This window comes from Actinoallomurus soli (assembly GCF_024055715.1).
GTDB classification, from domain to species: Bacteria; Actinomycetota; Actinomycetes; order Streptosporangiales; family Streptosporangiaceae; genus Actinoallomurus; species Actinoallomurus soli.
In genome coordinates this window covers 395,539-413,759 of record NZ_JAMXMV010000007.1, presented here as the reverse complement: position 1 = coordinate 413,759, position 18,221 = coordinate 395,539, and the positions used below count along the sequence as shown (strand labels likewise).

Here is an 18,221-nt window from a genome sequence, read left to right as displayed (position 1 = left end):
GTGCGGAAGATCCGCACCGGCCTCGTCGCGTGTGGCCGCACCGGTTCTCACGTCCCGGTGGCGCGCGCGGACGCCTCGACGCCGAGCTCGGCCGCGAACCACTGAAGCGTCCGGCGCAGGCCGGCGTCGCGCGGCACGGCGGGCCGCCAGCCGAGGCGTTCGCGGGCCAGGGTGGTGTCCGGGCGGCGCACGCCGGGATCGTCGACGGGCCGGTCGACGAACTCGATCGGCGAGTCGGATCCGGCCAGGTCGCGGATGGCCTCCGCGAGCTCCAGGATCGTCATCTCCTCCGGGTTGCCGATGTTGACCGGCCCGGGAAGATCGCTGCGGGCCAGGGCGAGGATGCCGTTCACCGTGTCGTCGACGTAGCAGATCGACCGGGTCTGGCTACCGTCGCCGGCGACCGTGAGGGGCTCGCCGAGCAGCGCCTGGCGCATGAACGTCGGGATCGCCCGGCCGTCGTGCGGGCGCATCCGCGGGCCGTACGTGTTGAAGATCCGGACGATGCCGGTGTTCACGTCGCGGCTGTTGCGGTACGCGGTCGTCAGCGCCTCGCCGTAGCGCTTGGCCTCGTCGTACACGCTGCGCGGCCCGACCGGGTTGACGTTGCCCCAGTAGTCCTCGCGTTGCGGGTGCCGCAGCGGGTCGCCGTACACCTCGCTCGTCGAGGCCAGGATGAACCGCGCGCCCTTCTCCCGCGCCAGGCCGAGCGCGTGCAGCGTGCCGAGCCCGCCGACCTTGAGCGTCTCCAGCGGGAGCTTCAGGTAGTCGATGGGAGAGGCCGCCGACGCGAAGTGCAGCACCAGGTCGACGTCGCCGGGCACGTGGACGAAGCCGGTGACGTCGCACTCGATGAGCCGGAACCCGGGACGGCCCATCAGGTGGGCGACGTTCTGCGGGGAGCCGGTCAGGAAGTTGTCCATGCAGATGACCGACGCGCCCTGTGCGAGGAGGCGTTCGCAGAGGTGCGAGCCGAGGAACCCCGCCCCGCCGGTGACCACCGCCCGTTCCGTCATCGGGTCTCACCTCCGAGAGTGCTCGCCGTCTCGCGGACCCGCGCGACCAGACGGCTCGTCGAACGACCATCGAGATAGGGAAGGAGGACGACCTCTCCGCCGTGGCGGCGGACGACGTCCGCCTCCACCAGGTCGCCGCCCGAGTAGTCGGCGCCCTTGACCCACACGTCCGGGCGCAGGCGCTCCAGCACGTCGACGGGCGTCAGCTCGTCGAAGACCGCGACCGCGTCGACGCACTCCAGCGCCGACAGGACACGGGCGCGGTCGCTCGCCGTCACCACCGGCCGGTCGGGCCCCTTCAGCGCCCGTACGGACGCGTCCGAGTTGATGCAGACCACCAGGCAGTCGCCGAGGCGGCGGGCCTCCCGCAGCATGGTGACGTGACCGGCGTGCAGCAGGTCGAAGCAACCGCCGGTCGCCACGACCCGGCCGCCGCGCCCGCGGACCCGCTCGACGACCTCCCAGGGCTCGCCGTCGGCCGGCGCGGCGGGCGGCTCCGGAGCCGCCGGAGCCGCATCGGTGCCCAAGACGGCGCCGGCGCCACCGGCGGCGACGAACGCGCTCGCGTACCGCACCGCCTCGGTCACCGCCTCGGTGACGAGTCCGCCCCCGCGCAGCACGTGGGCGGCGGCGGCCGCGAAGGAGTCGCCCGCGCCGCAGGTGTCGGCCCGGTCGGTGATCCCGGTCTCCGGGGCGGGGGCGACGAACGGAACCCCGTCGCCGACCGACAGCAGCGCGCCACGGTCGCCGAGGGTCACGGCGACGCCGCCCACCTGCCAGCGTTCCACCAGCGTGGCGGCGTCCCGCGAAGCCTGGGCGAACCCCCCGTCACCGGCGGTCGGCTCGTCGCCGGCGAAGGCGCGGGCCTCGGCGCGGTTCGGCGTCACGAGACGGGTACGGGGGAGCGGTGCGGCCCCGCGCGGATGCGGGTCCCACACGATCGGCGTGCGACCGGACAGGGCCGCCAGCAGCCGCCGTAGCTCGGGGTGGGCGGTCACGCCGCGCCCGTAGTCGGAGACCAGGACGGCGCCGGCCCCCTCCAGCACGGTCGCGACCCGCGGGTCGACCGGTCCGTCGGCCGCGCGCCCGTCGCCAGTGTCGAGCCGGACGAGCGACTGCCCGGCGGCGCGGACGCGGATCTTGGTGGGCGTCGTGCCCCGCATCGGGAGGGGGACGACCTCGACGTGCCGGGCGAGAAGGTCGCGGACGCGCCGCCCGGACCGGTCGTCGCCGAGCGCGGTGACCACGACGACGTCCCGCCCGGTCAGGCGGGCGGCCAGGGTCGCGGCCAGGCCGGCGCCGCCCGCGCGGTGATGCTCGCGCCGGCAGTCGACGACGGGAACGGGGGCGTCCGGGGTCAGTCGTTCGGCGGACCCCTCGAGGTCGACGTCGAGCAGGACGTCGCCGACGACGACCAGCGGGCCGCCCCTCATACGGTCTCCTCGGCTTCGCGGCCCACGTCCATCACGCGGCGGGCGCCGTCACCGGTCCCGCGGGCCATCGCGCCGTCGCCGGTCCCGCACACCACCGCGTCCACCGCGGCGCACAACATGTGGATGGCGGCGAGGTGCACCTCCTGGACGGTGGCGGTCGACGGTGCCTCCACGGTGATCGCCTCGGCGCAGACCCCCGCGAGGAGATTCGGGCCGGGGCCGGTGAGCGCCCAGGCGTGTGCGCCGACTTCGGTGGCGGCCTTGGCGGCGGCGATGACGTTGCGGCTGCTGCCGCTGGTGGACAGGCAGATCAGCACGTCGCCGGGCCGGCCGTGGGCCCGGACCTGCCGGGCGAACATCTCCTCGGTGCCGTAGTCGTTGCCGATCGCGGTCAGCGCCGAGATGTCGGTGTGCAGCGGGATCGCCGCGAACGGCCGCCGCTCGGTCTGGTACCGGCCGACGAGCTCGGCGGTGAGGTGCTGGGCCTGTTCGGCGCTGCCGCCGTTCCCGCAGGCGAGCAGGCGTCCGCCGCCCTCCAGGACGGTGGCCAATCGCCGCCCCCAGCTCTCGAGGCGGGGGGTCTGGGCCTGGAATCGCCGCAGCGCTTCTTCGAGCGCGGTGAGATGTGCGTCAGCAGTCATCACATACCTCCGAGGAGACCCCCGCCTACAGGCGGGGAAGGAACCGGACCCCGGCAGAGCAGGGCAAGGACCGGGAATCCGCCTAGACGGATTTCCATGACCTTCCGCCGGGCCTGCGGATGAGCGCTAACGTGAGCACTGCCCGGCAGGTGATGACCAAGCCCGCTGGGTCTACCGCTGGGCTGGCGGGATGTCAGGTCTGTGGAGCCTGTGTAAGACCGATGGGCGGCACTCCGTCCCGTGCCGGTTAGCCGGGTCGGCAATGGGCGGTGAAGCAGAGAGCTCAGCCCGCGAGGGCTGAATCGCTCGGCTTCAGCCGGGAGAGAAGTCAAGACCGTGCTCCTTCCGCGACGAAGGCCGGCCGTTCGCACGCCGTTGCGATCACACGTTCGTAGACGGCCTCGGTCTCGGCCGCTACCTGTGTCCACGGGTAGCGGCCGAGTGCGTGCTCGGCCGCCGCGCGGCCCAGGGAACGCCGGAGGCCGGAGTCACCGAGCAGCCGGCGCAGGCTCGCGGCCAGCTCGTCCGGTCGCCGGGGCGGCACACGCAGCCCGGTGACGCCGTCGAGGACGGTGTCGAGGTGCCCGCCCACCGACGAGGCGACGACCGGCACACCGCAGGCCATCGCCTCGATCGGGACGATGCCGAACGGTTCGTACCAGGGGACGGAGACGACGACGTCCGCCGAGCGGACCAGCGCCGGGATCGCGTCGTGCGCGACCCGGCCCAGGAAGACGACGCGGTCGGCCACGCCGTGCTCCTCCGCTAGGCCCATCAGCCGGCGCGCCTCCGGGTCGTCGCGCAGTCCGGAGTGCTCCGGGCCGCCCGCGATCAGCAGTTCCGCGCCCGGGACCCGGCGCATCGCCTCGATGAGGGTGTCCACGCCCTTGCGGGGGACCAGCCGGCCGACCGTCAGGACGCGCGGCCGTGCGCCGCCGCGCTCGGCCACGGGGCCCTCAGGGTGGAAGCGCTCGGTGTCGACCCCGCAGGGCACGACGAAGACGCGGTCCGGCGGCACGCCGTACGCGCCCAGCTCCCGTACCTCGTCGGTGCAGGTCGCGACCACCGCGGTGGCCTCGCGCCCGACCTGGCCCTCCAGGCGCACCCGCCCGGGCGGGCTCGTGTCGGCGTCCCGCTGGTAGCGGCGCTTGACCCGGCCGAGGGCGTGGAACGTCTGCACCACCGGCACGCCGTGCTCACGGGCGCCGCCGAGGGCGGCGAGCCCGCTCATCCAGAAGTGGGCGTGGACGATGTCGGGGGGTCTGCTCAGCCACCGCCGTCCCAGGCGCGCCGCGAAGTCGGCCATGTACGGCAGCAGGTCGTCCTTGGGGATCGGACGCGGCGGGCCCGCCGGCACGTGTTCGACCCTCACCCCGGGCGCGAACGGCACCGAGTCCGGCAGGTCGGCGTCGTCGCGACGGGTGTGAACGACCACCTCGTGACCACGCTCCGCCAGCGCGACGGCGAGCGCCCTCACATGGACGTTCTGGCCTCCGGCATCAGCGCCCCCCAGCGTCGCTAGCGGACTGGCGTGCTCCGAGACCATGTCGATGTTCAAGAGTCACTCCTTTATCAGCGGGCCTACCGGTCGCCGTTGCCGAGGAGGGCTGTCTCAAACACTGACTCGTCGCAGCAAAGACCTGATCGACGTCCTGAAGTGGGACTTCGTCCAGTTCGTGGCAAATCCTGCGACGCCTTGTGTAACTGCGGAAACGCACCGTGAGGTGGCCCTCAGCCGCGTCCAAGACGCCGCTGAGGGCCAGTTACCCGCTCTCAGAAGCCTTAACAAACCATTACCGTCCGGACGCCTACTCGGGATGCGTCGGGCAATGGAACTGACAGGCACGGTTTACCGCCCGGGCTCCAGGGCACCGACCTGCGGGAACGAATGCGGACGAGGGGGACTCTGTGCGAGTGCTCGGCATCAACGCCATCTTTCACGACCCGGCGGCGGCGCTCGTCGTCGACGGGCGCGTGGTGGCCGCCGCGGAGGAGGAGCGGTTCAGCCGCCGTAAGCACGGCAAACGGCCCGTGCCCTTCTCGGCGTGGGAACAGCCGGTGGAGGCTGCCCGATGGTGCCTGCGGCAGGCGGGGCTGACGCCCGACCAGATCGACCTGGTCGGCTACTCCTACGACCCGTCACTCGTGCTCCCGCCCGAGGAGATGGGCATCGACGACACCTGGGACCACCTGCGCACGATGTACGCGAAGGAGGCGCCGGGCTTCATCGCCGACGCGCTGCCGGGCCTGGACCGGGACAAGGTCCGGTTCGTGCCGCACCACGTCGCCCACGCCGCCTCCGGAGGGCTGGCGGTCTCCACCGCCGAGCCGCGCAGCGTTCTCGTGTGCGACGGCCGCGGCGAGCGGGCCTCCCACCTGTCGGGCCGGTACGACGGCGGGAGGCTGGAGGTCCTGGCCGGCCAGCGGCTCCCGCACTCGCTCGGCCTGATGTACGAGGACCTCACCTCCCACCTGGGCTTCCTGCGCTCCTCCGACGAGTACAAGGTCATGGCGCTCGCGTCGTACGGCAAGCCGCGCTTCCTCGATCGGCTGCGCGCCGCCGTCCGGGCCACCGACGACGGCGGGTTCGTCACCGAGCCGATCGACTGGGAGGAGCTCGCACCGCGCCGCCGGGCCGACGAGGACTGGACGAGCGCGCACGCCGACCTGGCCGCCAGCGTGCAGCGCCGCCTCGAGGAGGTCCTCCTCGACCTCGCGCGCTGGCTGCACGAGCGCACCGGCGACCGGATCCTCACCATGGCCGGCGGAACCGCGCTGAACTGCGTCGCCAACACCGTCCTGCACCGGGAGGGCCCGTTCGAGAAGGTCTGGGTGCAGCCCGCCGCCGGGGACGCGGGCACCGCGCTCGGCGCCGCCCTGCACGTGGCCGCCACCGAGGGGGAGCCCCTGGAGCCCATGCCCGGCGCGGACCTCGGCCGCGGGTTCACGGACGAGGAGATCGAGCGGGCGCTGCGCACCGCGCGGCTGCCCTACGAGCGGCCCGCCGACCTGGCCGACACGGTCGCGGAGGTCCTCGCGGGCGACGGCATCGTCGCCTGGTTCCAGGGCCGGGCCGAGTACGGTCCGCGCGCCCTCGGGCACCGTTCGCTGCTCGCCCACCCCGGCCGCAAGGCGAACCTCGAACGCCTCAACGACGTCAAGGGCCGCGAGCAGTTCCGGCCGGTCGCCCCGATGGTGCTGCTGGAGCGCGCCCCGGAGATCTTCGCCCGGGGCCCGCTCCCCAGCCCGTACATGCTGTTCGTGCACGACGTCGCGCCGCAGTGGCAGGACCGCATCCCGGCCGTCGTCCACGTGGACGGCACGGCGCGCGTCCAGACCGTCGACCCGGAACGGGAACCGCGCGTCGCCGCGCTGCTGACCGCCTTCGAACGGCGCACGGGCCTGCCGGTGCTGGTCAACACCAGCCTCAACACCGCCGGGCGGCCGATCGTCGATGACATCAAGGACGTCCTGGAGTGCTTCGGCGCCACCCCGATCGACCTGCTCGCCATCGGCCCGTTCGTGGTGAGGCGGCGCCCGTGAGCGCCGGCCTGGAGAACCCGGCGGAGGCCCGCGCCGCGAGCACGGAGGAGACCGGCGTCACGTACGCCGTCGTGATCCCCACGCTCGTGCGGCCCTGCCTGGACGCCTGCCTCGAGGCGCTGGCCACGGCGTCCGGGCCGCTCCCCGCGGAGATCGTCCTGGTCGACGACCGGCGCTCCGCCGAGGGCGGCACGCCGATCACGGTCCCCGAACCGCTCCTTCCCCTGACCCAGGTGGTCGCCGCCGGCGGGCGTGGACCGGCGGCGGCGCGCAACCTCGGCTGGCGGCGCACGTCCGCCCCGTGGGTGGTGTTCCTGGACGACGACGTACGGGTGGGCCCGGACTGGCGGTCCCGCCTCGTCGCCGACCTGGCGGAACGGCCGGCGCGTGTCGGCGGCGTGCAGGGCCGGATCCGGGTGCCGCTGCCCGCGGGCCGGCGCCCGACGGACTGGGAGCGGGGGACCGCCGGGCTGGCCGAGGCCCGGTGGATCACCGCGGACCTGGCCTACCGCCGCGAGGCCCTCGTGGAGTGCGGCGGCTTCGACGAGCGCTTCCCCCGCGCGTTCCGCGAGGACGCCGACATCGCGCTGCGCGTCCTGGAGGTCGGCTGGCTGATGGAGCGCGGCGAACGCACCACCACCCACCCCGTGCGCCCGGCCTCGCCCTGGATCAGCGTCCGCACCCAGGCCGGCAACGCCGACGACGCGCTGATGCGCGCCCTGCACGGCCCGGACTGGTACGAGCGCGCCGGGGAGATCCGCGGACGGCGGCCCCGGCACCTGGCGATCACGGCCGCCGGGCTCGCCGCGGCGGGCCTGGCCGCCACCGGGCGCAGGCGTCTCGCGCTGACCGCGGCGGCCGGCGCCCTCGTCGGCGTCGCGGAGTTCGCGGCCGCGCGCGTCACGCCCGGTCCCCGCACGCCGCGCGAGGTCGCGGTGATGACGGCGACGAGCCTGGCGATCCCGCCGGTGGCCACCTGGCACTGGCTGCGCGGCCTCGCCGCGGCGCGGTCCGCCGCCCCGTGGCCGCCGCCGGTGAAGGCCGTGCTGTTCGACCGGGACGGCACGCTGATCCACGACGTCCCGTACAACGGGGACCCCGACAAGGTCGAGCCGATGCCCGGCGCGAAGGAGGCCCTGGACCTCGCCCGGCGCTCCGGGCTGCGCGTCGGCGTCGTCACGAACCAGTCCGCGATCGCCCGCGGCCTGGCCACCGAGGCCGAGGTCGCGAAGGTCAACGCGCGGGTGACCGAGCTGCTCGGCCCGTTCGACACGTGGCAGCAGTGCCCGCACGGCGCGGACGACGGTTGCGACTGCCGTAAGCCGGCCCCCGGCCTGGTGGTGCGGGCGGCGGCCGACCTCGGCGTCGCCCCCGAGGAGTGCCTGGTCGTGGGGGACATCGGCGCCGACGTCGCGGCGGCGCGGGCCGCCGGGGCGCGCAGCGTCCTGATCCCGGCGCCGCAGACCCGGCCGGAGGAGACCGTCGGCGTACGCCGGGCGGCCGGACCGGCGGAGGCCGTCCGGTACGCGCTCGCGGGCGGTACGGGTGCGGTGGTGTGGCATGAGTGACGGAGGGGCGGAGCGGCGTTCGCTCGTGGTCCGCCTGGACAACGCCGGCGACGTGCTGCTGGCCGGGCCGGCCGTCCGCGCCGTCGCCGCGCACTCCGCGCGCGTCACCATGCTGGTGGGGCCGCATGGCGAGGCGGCGGCGAGGCTGCTGCCCGGCGTCGACGAGGTCGTCGTGTGGCGCGCCCCCTGGGTCGATCTCCGGCCGCCGCCGGTCCACCGCGGCGAGATCGACGCGCTCGTGGACCGGCTGGCCGACGGCCGGTTCGACGAGGCGCTGATCCTGACGTCCTTCCACCAGTCGCCGCTGCCGACGGCGCTGTTGCTGCGGCTCGCCGGCGTCGCGCGGACGGCCGCGATCAGCGTCGACTACCCGGGCGCGCTGCTGGACGTACGGCACCGGCTGGACGACGACGTCCCGGAGGCCGAGCGCGGCCTGTCGCTGGCCCGCGCGGCAGGGTTCGCGCTGCCGCCCGGGGACGACGGGCGCCTCGCCGTACGGGCGCCGCTGCCCGACGTGCGGCACCTGACCGGCGAGGACCGGTACGTCGTCCTCCACCCGGGCGCGTCGGTCCCGGCGCGGGCGTGGCCCGCCCGGCGCTGCGCCGAGGCCGTGGAGGAGCTGACCGGGCGGGGGTGGCGGACCCTCGTCACCGGCACCGCCGGCGAGCGCGACCTGACGGCGCGCGTCGCGGGGAGGGCCGGCGTCGACCTGGGCGGCCGTACCGGAATGGCCGAACTCGCCGCCGTCCTCGCCGGGGCGGCCGTGGTCGTCGTCGGCAACACCGGTCCGGCGCACCTGGCCGCCGCCGTGCGGACGCCGGTCGTGTCGCTGTTCGCGCCCGTCGTCCCGGCCGCGCGGTGGGCGCCCTATGGCGTGCCGTACGTCCTGCTCGGCGACCAGGACGCCGCCTGCCGTGACACGCGGGCACGCGAGTGCCCCATTGACGGACATCCCTGCCTGTCGGAGGTCACGGCCCAGGAGGTCGCCGACTCCGTCGAGAAACTGGCCATCGAGGTGAGCCGATGAGGGTGCTGATCTGGCACGTCCACGGGTCGTGGGCGACCGCCTTCGTCCAGGGGCCGCACACGTACGTGCTGCCCGTGACGCCGGACCGCGGGCCGGACGGCCTCGGCCGGGCCCGTACGTGGGAGTGGCCGGCGAACGCCGTCGAGGTGCCGCCGGAGCGGCTCCGCGACGAGGAGATCGACGTGGTCGTCCTCCAGCGGCCCCACGAGGAGAAACTGGTCGAGGCGTGGCTGGGCCGCCGCCCCGGGGTGGACGTGCCCGCCATGTACGTCGAGCACGACGCGCCGTGGGGCGAGGTTCCGCTGACCCGCCACCCGATGGCCGACCGGCCGGAGATCCTCCTCGTCCACGTCACCCACTTCAACCGGCTGATGTGGGACAACGGGCGCACCCCGACCGCCGTCGTCGAGCACGGCATCGTCGACCCGGGCCCGCAGTGGACCGGCGAGATCGAGCGGGCCGCCGTGGTGGTCAACGAGCCGCTGCGGCGCGGCCGGTACGTCGGCACCGACCTGCTGCCGTACTTCGGCGACGGCGTCGGCCTGGACGTCTTCGGGATGAAGGTCCGGGACCTGCCCGGCCGGCTCGGCCTGCCCGACGCCCGAGCGCACGAGGACCTGCCGCAGGAGCGCATGCACGAGGAGCTGGCCCGGCGGCGCGTCTACCTGCATCCGATCCGGTGGACCTCGCTGGGCCTGTCGCTGCTGGAGGCCATGCACCTGGGCATGCCGGTCGTGGCGCTGGCCACCACCGAGGTCGTCGAGGCGGTGCCGCGCGAGGCGGGGATCGTCTCCACCCGTCCCGACCGGCTCCGCGAGGGCCTGCGGCGGCTGTTGGCCGACCCTGAGGAGGCCGTCCGGCTCGGCAAGGCCGCCCGCGCCGCCGCGCTGGAGCGCTACGGCCTGGGGCGCTTCCTCGCCGACTGGGAGGAGATCCTGGCCGAGGTGACCCGTTGACGGCCGTCCTGATGCTGCGCGCCCTCGGCCTGGGCGACTTCCTCACCGGTGTGCCCGCCTACCGTGCGCTGCGCCGGGCGTACGCCGGCGCCGAGACCGTCCTGGCGGCCCCGGCGGCGCTGCGGCCCCTGGTGGCGCTGACCGGGGCGATCGACCGGCTCCTGCCGACCGGTGAGCTGCGGCCGATTCCGTGGCAGGGCCCGCCGCCGGAGGTCGCGGTGGACCTGCACGGCAACGGGCCCGCCAGCCATGCGCTGATCGACGCGACCCGCGCCCGGCTGCGGATGATGTACGCCTCCCCGACCGCCCCGGGCGTCGACGGCCCGTGGTGGGACGACGACGAGCATGAGGTCGTCCGATGGTGCCGCCTCGTCGGGCGGTGGGGGATCCCGGCCGACCCGGGCGACCTGCGCCTGCGCGCCCCGGTGGAGGAGCCGCCGGTCCGCCGGGCGGCCGTCGTGCACCCGGGCGCCGCCTACCCCGCCCGCCGCTGGCCGCCCGACCGCTTCGCGGCCGTCGCCCGTGCGCTGGCCGCCGAGGGGCACCCCGTGGTGATCACCGGGACCGCCGGGGAACGCGACCTCGCGGCGGCCGTCGCCGGCCGCGCGGGGCTGCCCGCCGGGGCGGTGCTGGCCGGGACGACCGGCCTGGAGGGCCTGGCGGCGCTGGTCGCGGACGCGGCCGTCGTCGTGAGCAACGACACCGGCCTGTCCCACCTGGCGACCGCGTACGGCGTGCCGTCCGTGACGTTGTTCGGCCCGGTCTCCCCGGCGCTGTGGGGCCCGCCGGAGGACGGCCCGCACGTCGCCCTGTGGCACGGCAGCGGCGGCCGTCCGGGGAACGCCCACGGCACCGAGACCGACCCGCGCCTGCTCCGGATCACCGTCGACGAGGTCCTCGCCGCCCTGACGGCCCTCCGCCAGCCGGCGGCCTGACCGGGGCTCAGGGCCTCGCCGTCATCAGGTCAGCAGGGCCTGGGGAGAGGCCTCGCGCACCTTCGACTTGATCCACTTGATCTGGGTGAGGTTCTCCTTGTGCAGGCCGTTCACCAGGGTCAGCATCTCCCCGTCCTTCAGCGCCTGCGCGAGCTGGCCGACGGCGATCCAGGCGACGTTCGCCGCCTGCGCGGCCAGGAACAGCGCGCGCAGGTCGCGCAGCAGGAGCAGCCCAGAGATCCGCTGCCGGCCGAGCAGGCAGGAGGCCCGGCGGCGCAGCTCGGTCAGAGCGGTCCGCAGGGGGCCGGGGCCGGACGGCGCCGCGATCGACCTGCCGTACCGCGTGCCGAGCCGGCGGATCGCGGCGGCGCGCTCGTCGCACTGCCGGGCGAGGTCCCGGCAGACGTAGTAGACCTCCTGGTCGGCGGCCTCCCGGCCGGCGACCCGCCGGAACTCCGCGCCGAGCCTCGTCTCGGCCCGGTGCAGCTGATCGAGCAGCAGGCCGACCTTGTTCACGGCGTCCGCCCTTCCACGGTGTGCGCCCCGGCCGCCGGGACGCGTCCGGCCTCGGGCGCCGGTGCGGGCGCGCGTCTCCCGGCGACCCGCACGACCCGTACGGCGGTGACCTTGAAGATCGGCTGTTTGGACACCGGGTCCCACTCCGTCCGGGTGACCTCGTTGGCCGCCGTGCGCGGCCCGGCCTCCCGCCGGTCCCAGTAGCCGTAGTGGAACGGCACGAACACCGCGCCCGGCCGGATGCCGGTCAGCCGGGCGGGTCCGTGCACGATGCCGCGCCGGGACTCGACCCGTACGAGGTCCCCTTCGGCCACGCCCAGCGACCGGGCGTCGTCGGGGTTGAGCTCCACCCAGACCCGTGGGGCCGCGTCCTGGAGCTGCCCGGCCCGGCCGGTCTTGGTCCGCGTGTGCCAGTGGTAGACGGTGCGGCCGGTGGACAGCTGCAGCGGATAGTCCTCGTCGACCGGCTCGTGCGGCGGCTTGTAGTGCGCCGCCTTGATGATCGCCCGGCCGGCCGGGTCGTGCGCCCGGTACTCGTCCGGCTCGTTCGCCGCCCCGGTCTCCAGGTCGTGGCCGAAGCTCTCACAGTAGTCCGCGCCGGTGCCGAAGACGCCGTCGGTGTACAGGCGCTCCCGGCCGTCGGGGAACCGCTCGTTGCACGGCCAGGAGATGCCGTCGCGGTCGCGCAGCTTCGCGTAGGACAGTCCGGAGTAGTCGCAGGGCCGGTCCCGGGACACCGCCGCGAAGTGCCCGAACGCCTCCTCGGGGGTGCTCCACTTCACCAGCGGGGCGCCGTCCTTGTCGCGGAGGTCCATCCGCCGGGCGTAGTCGAGGAGGATGTCCAGGTCCGCCCGCGCCTCGCCGGGCGGCTCGACCGCCTTGTCGGACAGGTGAACGGTGCGGTCGGCGTTGGTGTACGTACCGGTCTTCTCGCCCCACATCGCCGCGGGGAGCACCACGTCGGCGAGCTCGGCGGTCTCGGTGAGGAACGCGTCCTGGACGACGAGGAACAGCCGCTTCTGGTCCAGGATCGACCGGATGCGGTGCAGTTCCGGGAGCGACACCGCCGGGTTCGTGCAGAGCACCCACAGGAAGCGGATCGAGCCCTGCTCGCAGAACCGGAAGATCTCCATGGCGTGGGTGGGCTCCCACCAGTGCGGGATGTCGATGGGGCGGACGTTCCAGTGCCGGGCGAGCGACTCGACGTGCTCGTCGTTCTGGAAGTTGAGGAACGCGGTCAGGCTGCCGTTGGCGCCGGTCTCGCGGGTGTTCTGCGCCGTCGGCTGCCCGTTCATCTGGAAGACCGTGCAGCCCGGCCTGCCGATCATGCCGCGGATGAGGTTGATGTTGTTGATCTGCACGGCCGCCGCGGTGGCCTGGTGGGACTGGTAGACGCCCTGCAGCGCCGTGGACACGAGCCGCCGCCCGGCCCCGATGATCCGGGCGGCCTCGCGGATGTCCGCCGCCTCGACCCCGCAGACCTCGGCGGCGCGCTCGGGCGGGTGGTCGCGTACGACGTCGGCCAGGGCGTCGAAGCCGACGGTGTGGCGGGCGACCCACTCGTGGTCGACCCGGTCCCGCGCGATCAGCTCGTGCAGGATCGCGTTCAGGATCATCACGTTGGTTCCGGGCCGGATGGCCAGGTGGACGTCGGCCTCCCGCGCGACCGGGGTGAGCCGCGGGTCGATGACGACGAGCCGGGGCCGGTCCGGGCCGCGCAGCCGGTCCAGCATGCGCATCCACAGCACGGTCTGGGTCTCGGCGACGTTGTGGCCGACGAGCAGCAGGGTGTCGCAGGTGTCGATGTCGGTGTACGAGCCGGGGTTCCCGTCGCTGCCGAAGGTCTCGACCAGGGCCCACTCCGCGGTCGCCGTGCACAGCCGGGTGTTGCCGTCCAGGTGGGGGGTGCCGAGGCCGGCGCGGGCGATCACGGCGAGGGTGTAGTACTCCTCCAGGAACAGCTGGCCGGTGTTGTAGAAGCCCAGGCCCAGCCGCCCGTGCCGGTCCAGGGCCCGCCGCGACCGCTCGGCGACGAGGTTCATCGCGGTGTCCCAGTCGGTCTCGACCAGGCGGCCGCGGCGGCGTACGAGCGGGCGGGTGAGGCGGTCGGGGGAGTTGTTCGCCTGCCAGCCGTAGAGGCCCTTCGGGCCGAGCCGGCCGTGGTTGATCCGGTCGACGGCCCTGCCGCGGACACCGGCGATCCGGCCGTCCTTGACCGCGATGTCCATGCCGCAGCAGTTGGAGCACAGCACGCAGGCGGACGGCACCCACCGGTCGACGTCCTCGTCGGCCAGGCCGGGAACGAACCGGTCCACCCGGACCGGCCAGCGTTCCCCGGCGGCGTACGGCGTGCGCGGTCCCCAGATGTCCGCGATCCGGTCGTCGTCCGATCGCGGCCGGGTCATCAGATGTCGCCCTTGTAGAGGATCGCCTGCGGGCCCATCTCCAACATGTACTCCTGGATGAGCAGCTGGTGCTTCTCCTTCTCCCGCACGATCGGGAAGATGCTCTCGGCGAACTCGTTCAGGCCCAGCGCCAGCCCCAGCTGCTGCGCGGTGGCGAACGCGCCGATCGCGTCCAGGTTGACCAGCAGCAGCTGGCGCAGGTGGTTCCACTCGTCTCCCGGCGCCCCGCCGGCCTTGCCGATGAGCTGGCCCATCGCCTGCTGGACGCGGGCCATCACGGCCGCACTGAACCGCCGGCCGGTGGGCGGCTCCCGGTCGATGATCCGGTACAGCTCGCCGATCGCGGCCTCGTGCTCTCCCGCGGCCTCGGAGATCTCGAGGAGGTACTCCCTGATGTGCGGCTCGGTGATCTTCTCGGCGGTGTCCCCGGCCATGCGGTGGAACGTCGACTGGGTCATCACCACGTTGCCGAGCCACGTGGCGACCCGGTCGAGCCGGCCCGACCAGAACTCCTCGTCCAGCTCGACGAGGACGGGGCCGGCCGTGCTGCTCATCGTGACCTCCTCATCGTCGGGTGATGCGCCACAGGACGCCCGTGTGCCCATAGGCCAGGAGGTAACCGTCGGTCACCTTGACCGCGCCGAAGTCGAGCACGTACAGGCTCCGGCCGTCGGGGCCGAACTTGCAGTCGACCGGCCGTTCGATCCCGCCACGCCCCGGATGGTGGGACGCCGGGCCGGGCTCCGGATTGTGCGCGAACGGGAACGCCTCGCCGCTCGTGACGTCCACGCAGGTGACGTTGAACCCGTGGGTGAGGTCCTCCGGGCGCGGGGAGTTGAGCGGGGCGAGCGTCCCCCACTGGCACTGGAACAGCAGGCCGCGGTGCCCGAACTCGTCCGAGCGGCAGAAGTCCATCTTGGTCATGCAGGAGTGCGGCGGCGCCAGGTACACGGCCGGCCCCGCCATGGGCGGCGGGTCCTGGATGAGGGGCAGGGCCTTCTGACCCTTCGTGGGCAGGTGCTTCTCGTGCCACACCGGCAGGCCGTCCCCGGCGAAGTCCGGGAATCCGTACCACTCGGGCTTGTCGACCGAACCGTGCGGCTGGGAGACGGTGCCGATCCGCCAGATCCGGTCCGGGTCCATGGCGACCGCGCGTTCGCCCTTCTCCTCGTATTCATTGTCGGAGACGTACAGCTCGCCGTCCTCGCCGAACGCCATGCCGTACGGGTTGCGCAGCCCCCAGGCCAGCAGTTCCAGCCCCGAACCGTCCGGCCGCGACCTCCACAGCCCCGAACTGCACTTCAGCTCTCCCCGCACCACCTCGCCCGGCGTCGACGGCTCCCCGAACGGCTTGAACGCGGCGGTGCGCGTCAGGAACGGGAACGGCGCGATCGGATCGCGGCTCCACACGTCGTTGCCGGTGAGCGTCACGTCCTGCCCCGGAACGTCGTGGGCCTTCGGATGCTTGGCCAGGTCGACCGTGAACCCCTGCGGCAGCGCGACGCCGTTCTGGGAGACCGAGCCCTGGGCGAAGTACATCAGCCCGTCGGGGCCGAACACCGGGCCGCCGGGCTCGTGCCACCCGCCGTTCGGCAGCCCGTCGACGACGACCTCGCGCTCCGCGGTCTCCAGGTCGTACCGGTCGATGTGGGTGAAGTAACCGCCCTTGACGCTCACGTAGATCGCGCCGTCCCGGTACGCCACGCCGCGCGGGCCGCCGAGGACCTCCGTGGCGAACTGCTCGACCCTGCCTTCCCCGGGATGGAACCGCAGGATGCGCGCCGGCAGGTACGGCCGGGTCGGCCAGGTGCTGCCGCCTTCGAGGATGAACAGGCTGCCGTCGTCGGCGAATCCCATGCCCGTCGGGAAGGACAGCCCCACGACGCAGGCGTCGACGGCGTATCCGTCGGGGACGACGACGTCGCCCGGGTCGACCTTCGGCCGGACCAGGGTCGGGAGCCGTTCCAGGGTCCCCGGGGCCGCCGGAGCGGTGTGTACCGACATGGCGCGTGGCGTACCCGGGCCGCCGCGCGCGAGAACCCGCCCGGAATCGGATTTGACCAGGTCATCACGCCTGTTGGGGCGGCCGCGTAGACGCTCACGGCGCGGCGTCCGCCCGGCGCGGCGCGCCGTTTCCGGCGAGGACGCCACGGGTACGCCCGGGGCCGGGAACGGGGGGACCTATGGACATCACGCCTGGACGCACGGCGGTGTGGCCGACCGGTGCGCTCGGCCCGTTCCGCGACGCCCTGCCGGCGCGGGCCGCGGGGTCCGGCGTGCTGACCGCGCTGCGCGACGCCGCCGAGCTGGTACGGCTGCCGGCGGCCTGCACGGTGCCCGGCGACGTCCTCGCCGGCGCGGCGGCGACCGGTTTCCCCCATGGCCGCCGGACCGCCTGGCTGCCGGTCGCGTCGGTGTTCCTGTACTGCGGCGGGATGGCGCTGAACGACTGGGCCGACCGGGCGATCGACGCCGTGGAACGCCCCGAGCGCCCCGTCCCCTCCGGCCGGATCGGCCCGGGGCGGGCGCTGGGCCTCGCCGGCGCGCTGACCTGCGCCGGGCTGGCGGGCGCGCTGGCGGGCGGCGGCCGCGACACGCTGATCCCGGCCGCGGCGGTGGCCGCGACCGCTTGGACCTACGACCTGGTGCTGAAGCGGACCGCCGCCGGCCCGTTCGGCATGGCGGCCGCGCGGGCGCTCAACGTGCTGGTCGGCGCGGGCGCCGGAGGCGCGCGGCAGGCGTCTTCGCAGGCCGCGGCCGTCGGAGCGCACACGCTGGCGCTGACGGCCCTCAGCCGCGGCGAGGTGCACGGCACCGGCATCGCGGCTCCCGCCGCCGCCCTCGCCGTCAGCGCCGCCCTCGCGGCGGCACTCGCCTCGGGTGGCGGGTTCCCCGCCGGGTCCGCGCCGGGTGGGCTCGCCTCGGGCGGCGGGTTCTCCACCGGGTCCGCGCCGGGTGGGCTCGCCTCGGGCGGCGGGTTCTCCACCGGACCGGCAGCGCGCGGATCCGCGAAGGACGGGCTCGCCTCGGGCGCATCCGCCCGGCGCGGGATCGCCCGCAGCGGCTCCCGGGCGACGGCGACGCTGGCCGTGGCGCTGGCCGGGGCGCATGCCGCCGCCGTGGCGCCCGGGTACCTGCGGGCCGCCCGCTCGCGCGCTCCGGCGGCCGTCCGCCAGGCGGTCGGTCGCGGCGTCCTCGGCCTGATCCCGCTGCAGGCGGCGCTGCTGGCCCGGGCGGGCGCCGGGCGCGCGTCCCTCGCCGTCGCGTCCCTCTATCTGGTGGGCCGCACGGCAGCCCAGAGGATGGCGACGACATGACGGGCGCCTCCCCGCGGTTCGCGTACGGCACCAACGGCTTTGCCGGGCACCGGCTCGACGACGCGATCGCCGTCCTCGCCGACCTCGGGTACGACGGGGTCGCGATCACCCTCGACCACCACCACCTCGACCCGTTCCTCCCGGATCTGCGGCGGCGCGCCGCGACGCTCGCCCGCCGGCTCGACGTCCTCGGCCTCGGCGTCGTCGTGGAGACCGGCGCGCGCTACCTGCTCGACCCGCGGCACAAGCACCAGCCGACGCTGCTGTCCGATCACCCCGAGCCGCGGCTCGACCTGCTGCGGCGGGCGGTGGACATCGCCGCCGAGCTGGGGGCCGAGGCGGTGTCGCTGTGGTCCGGGGCGCTTCCGCCCGGCCTGCCGCCCGAGGTCGGCTGGGAACGCCTGGTCGCCCGCTGCGCGCAGGTCGTCGCGATGGCCGAACGCCGCGGGGTGACGCTGGCGTTCGAGCCGGAGCCCGGCATGCTCGTGGGCACCCTCGACGGCGCCTTCGACCTGTGGCGCCGCCTCGGCGAGCCGCCCGCGCTGCGGCTCACCCTGGACGTCGGGCACTGCCGCTGCAACGAGACCGAACCGGCCGACGCCTGCGTCCGCCGCGCCGCGCCCCTGCTGGCGCACGTCCAGATCGACGACATGCGCCGGAGCGTCCACGAGCACCTGGAGTTCGGTACCGGAGAGGTGGACTTCCCGCCCGTGCTGCGGGAACTCGTGGTGGCCCGCTACTCCGGCCTGATCGCGGTCGAACTGCCCCGGCACTCCCACGACGCCCCGGCCGTCGCCGCCCGGTCGCTGCGGTTCCTGCGTGCGGCGCTCGCCCAGGCCGAGACCGCGCCGGCGGGGCGGTAGA

The 18,221-nt window shown here is 74.6% G+C and carries 15 protein-coding genes; 7 read left to right on the top strand and 8 right to left on the bottom strand.

Annotated features, from left to right (window positions below; translation table 11 throughout):
* Positions 1-47: 47 nt before the first annotated feature.
* From NDW01_RS20615 to NDW01_RS20600, 4 genes are all read right to left on the bottom strand, one after another.
* Entirely contained in the window at positions 48-1,016 is a 969-nt protein-coding gene (locus NDW01_RS20615; RefSeq protein ID WP_252822878.1) for a UDP-glucuronic acid decarboxylase family protein, read from the bottom strand.
* Complete coding sequence (gene rfaE2, locus NDW01_RS20610) at positions 1,013-2,449, bottom strand: D-glycero-beta-D-manno-heptose 1-phosphate adenylyltransferase (RefSeq protein ID WP_252822877.1); 1,437 nt, start codon at positions 2,447-2,449, stop codon at positions 1,013-1,015. Before rfaE2 ends, NDW01_RS20615 begins: the two co-directional genes overlap by 4 nt.
* Positions 2,446-3,090, bottom strand: coding sequence for a D-sedoheptulose-7-phosphate isomerase (locus NDW01_RS20605; protein ID WP_252822876.1), 645 nt, complete (start codon positions 3,088-3,090; stop codon positions 2,446-2,448). Before NDW01_RS20605 ends, rfaE2 begins: the two co-directional genes overlap by 4 nt.
* A gap of 328 nt (positions 3,091-3,418) precedes the next feature.
* Entirely contained in the window at positions 3,419-4,648 is a 1,230-nt protein-coding gene (locus tag NDW01_RS20600) for a glycosyltransferase (protein ID WP_252822875.1), read from the bottom strand.
* Between the two features lie 350 nt (positions 4,649-4,998).
* Here NDW01_RS20600 and NDW01_RS20595 point away from each other — a divergent pair, with 350 nt between their 5' ends.
* The 5 genes from NDW01_RS20595 to NDW01_RS20575 are packed head-to-tail and all read left to right on the top strand — an operon-like array spanning position 4,999 to position 11,119.
* On the top strand, positions 4,999-6,633 hold the full coding sequence (locus tag NDW01_RS20595; protein WP_252822874.1) for a carbamoyltransferase family protein: 1,635 nt from the start codon (positions 4,999-5,001) through the stop codon (positions 6,631-6,633).
* The gene (locus NDW01_RS20590; protein WP_252822873.1) at positions 6,630-8,201 is read left to right on the top strand and encodes an HAD-IIIA family hydrolase; all 1,572 of its coding nucleotides are present in this window, start codon (positions 6,630-6,632) and stop codon (positions 8,199-8,201) included. Before NDW01_RS20595 ends, NDW01_RS20590 begins: the two co-directional genes overlap by 4 nt.
* Entirely contained in the window at positions 8,194-9,228 is a 1,035-nt protein-coding gene (locus NDW01_RS20585) for a glycosyltransferase family 9 protein (RefSeq protein WP_252822872.1), read from the top strand. The genes NDW01_RS20590 and NDW01_RS20585 overlap by 8 nt, the downstream gene beginning before the upstream one ends.
* Entirely contained in the window at positions 9,225-10,184 is a 960-nt protein-coding gene (locus tag NDW01_RS20580; RefSeq protein WP_252822871.1) for a glycosyltransferase, read from the top strand. Before NDW01_RS20585 ends, NDW01_RS20580 begins: the two co-directional genes overlap by 4 nt.
* Positions 10,181-11,119 carry a glycosyltransferase family 9 protein gene (locus tag NDW01_RS20575; RefSeq protein WP_252822870.1) on the top strand — a complete coding sequence of 313 codons (939 nt, stop codon included), beginning with the start codon at positions 10,181-10,183 and terminating at the stop codon, positions 11,117-11,119. The genes NDW01_RS20580 and NDW01_RS20575 overlap by 4 nt, the downstream gene beginning before the upstream one ends.
* A gap of 24 nt (positions 11,120-11,143) precedes the next feature.
* Here NDW01_RS20575 and NDW01_RS20570 read toward each other — a convergent pair whose 3' ends face one another.
* The 4 genes from NDW01_RS20570 to NDW01_RS20555 are packed head-to-tail and all read right to left on the bottom strand — an operon-like array spanning position 11,144 to position 16,044.
* On the bottom strand, positions 11,144-11,635 hold the full coding sequence (locus NDW01_RS20570; protein ID WP_252822869.1) for a hypothetical protein: 492 nt from the start codon (positions 11,633-11,635) through the stop codon (positions 11,144-11,146).
* On the bottom strand, positions 11,632-14,040 hold the full coding sequence (locus NDW01_RS20565; protein ID WP_252822868.1) for a molybdopterin oxidoreductase family protein: 2,409 nt from the start codon (positions 14,038-14,040) through the stop codon (positions 11,632-11,634). The genes NDW01_RS20570 and NDW01_RS20565 overlap by 4 nt, the downstream gene beginning before the upstream one ends.
* Entirely contained in the window at positions 14,040-14,594 is a 555-nt protein-coding gene (locus NDW01_RS20560; RefSeq protein ID WP_252822867.1) for a hypothetical protein, read from the bottom strand. Before NDW01_RS20560 ends, NDW01_RS20565 begins: the two co-directional genes overlap by 1 nt.
* Before the next feature lie 10 nt (positions 14,595-14,604).
* Complete coding sequence (locus NDW01_RS20555; protein ID WP_252822866.1) at positions 14,605-16,044, bottom strand: PQQ-dependent sugar dehydrogenase; 1,440 nt, start codon at positions 16,042-16,044, stop codon at positions 14,605-14,607.
* Positions 16,045-16,223: 179 nt separating this feature from the next.
* Here NDW01_RS20555 and NDW01_RS43545 point away from each other — a divergent pair, with 179 nt between their 5' ends.
* Positions 16,224-17,357, top strand: coding sequence for an SCO3242 family prenyltransferase (locus NDW01_RS43545; RefSeq protein WP_305883795.1), 1,134 nt, complete (start codon positions 16,224-16,226; stop codon positions 17,355-17,357).
* Positions 17,354-18,220 (top strand): sugar phosphate isomerase/epimerase family protein, encoded by an 867-nt coding sequence (locus NDW01_RS20545; RefSeq protein ID WP_252822865.1) that lies wholly within the window; start codon positions 17,354-17,356, stop codon positions 18,218-18,220. The genes NDW01_RS43545 and NDW01_RS20545 overlap by 4 nt, the downstream gene beginning before the upstream one ends.
* Position 18,221 lies beyond the last annotated feature (1 nt).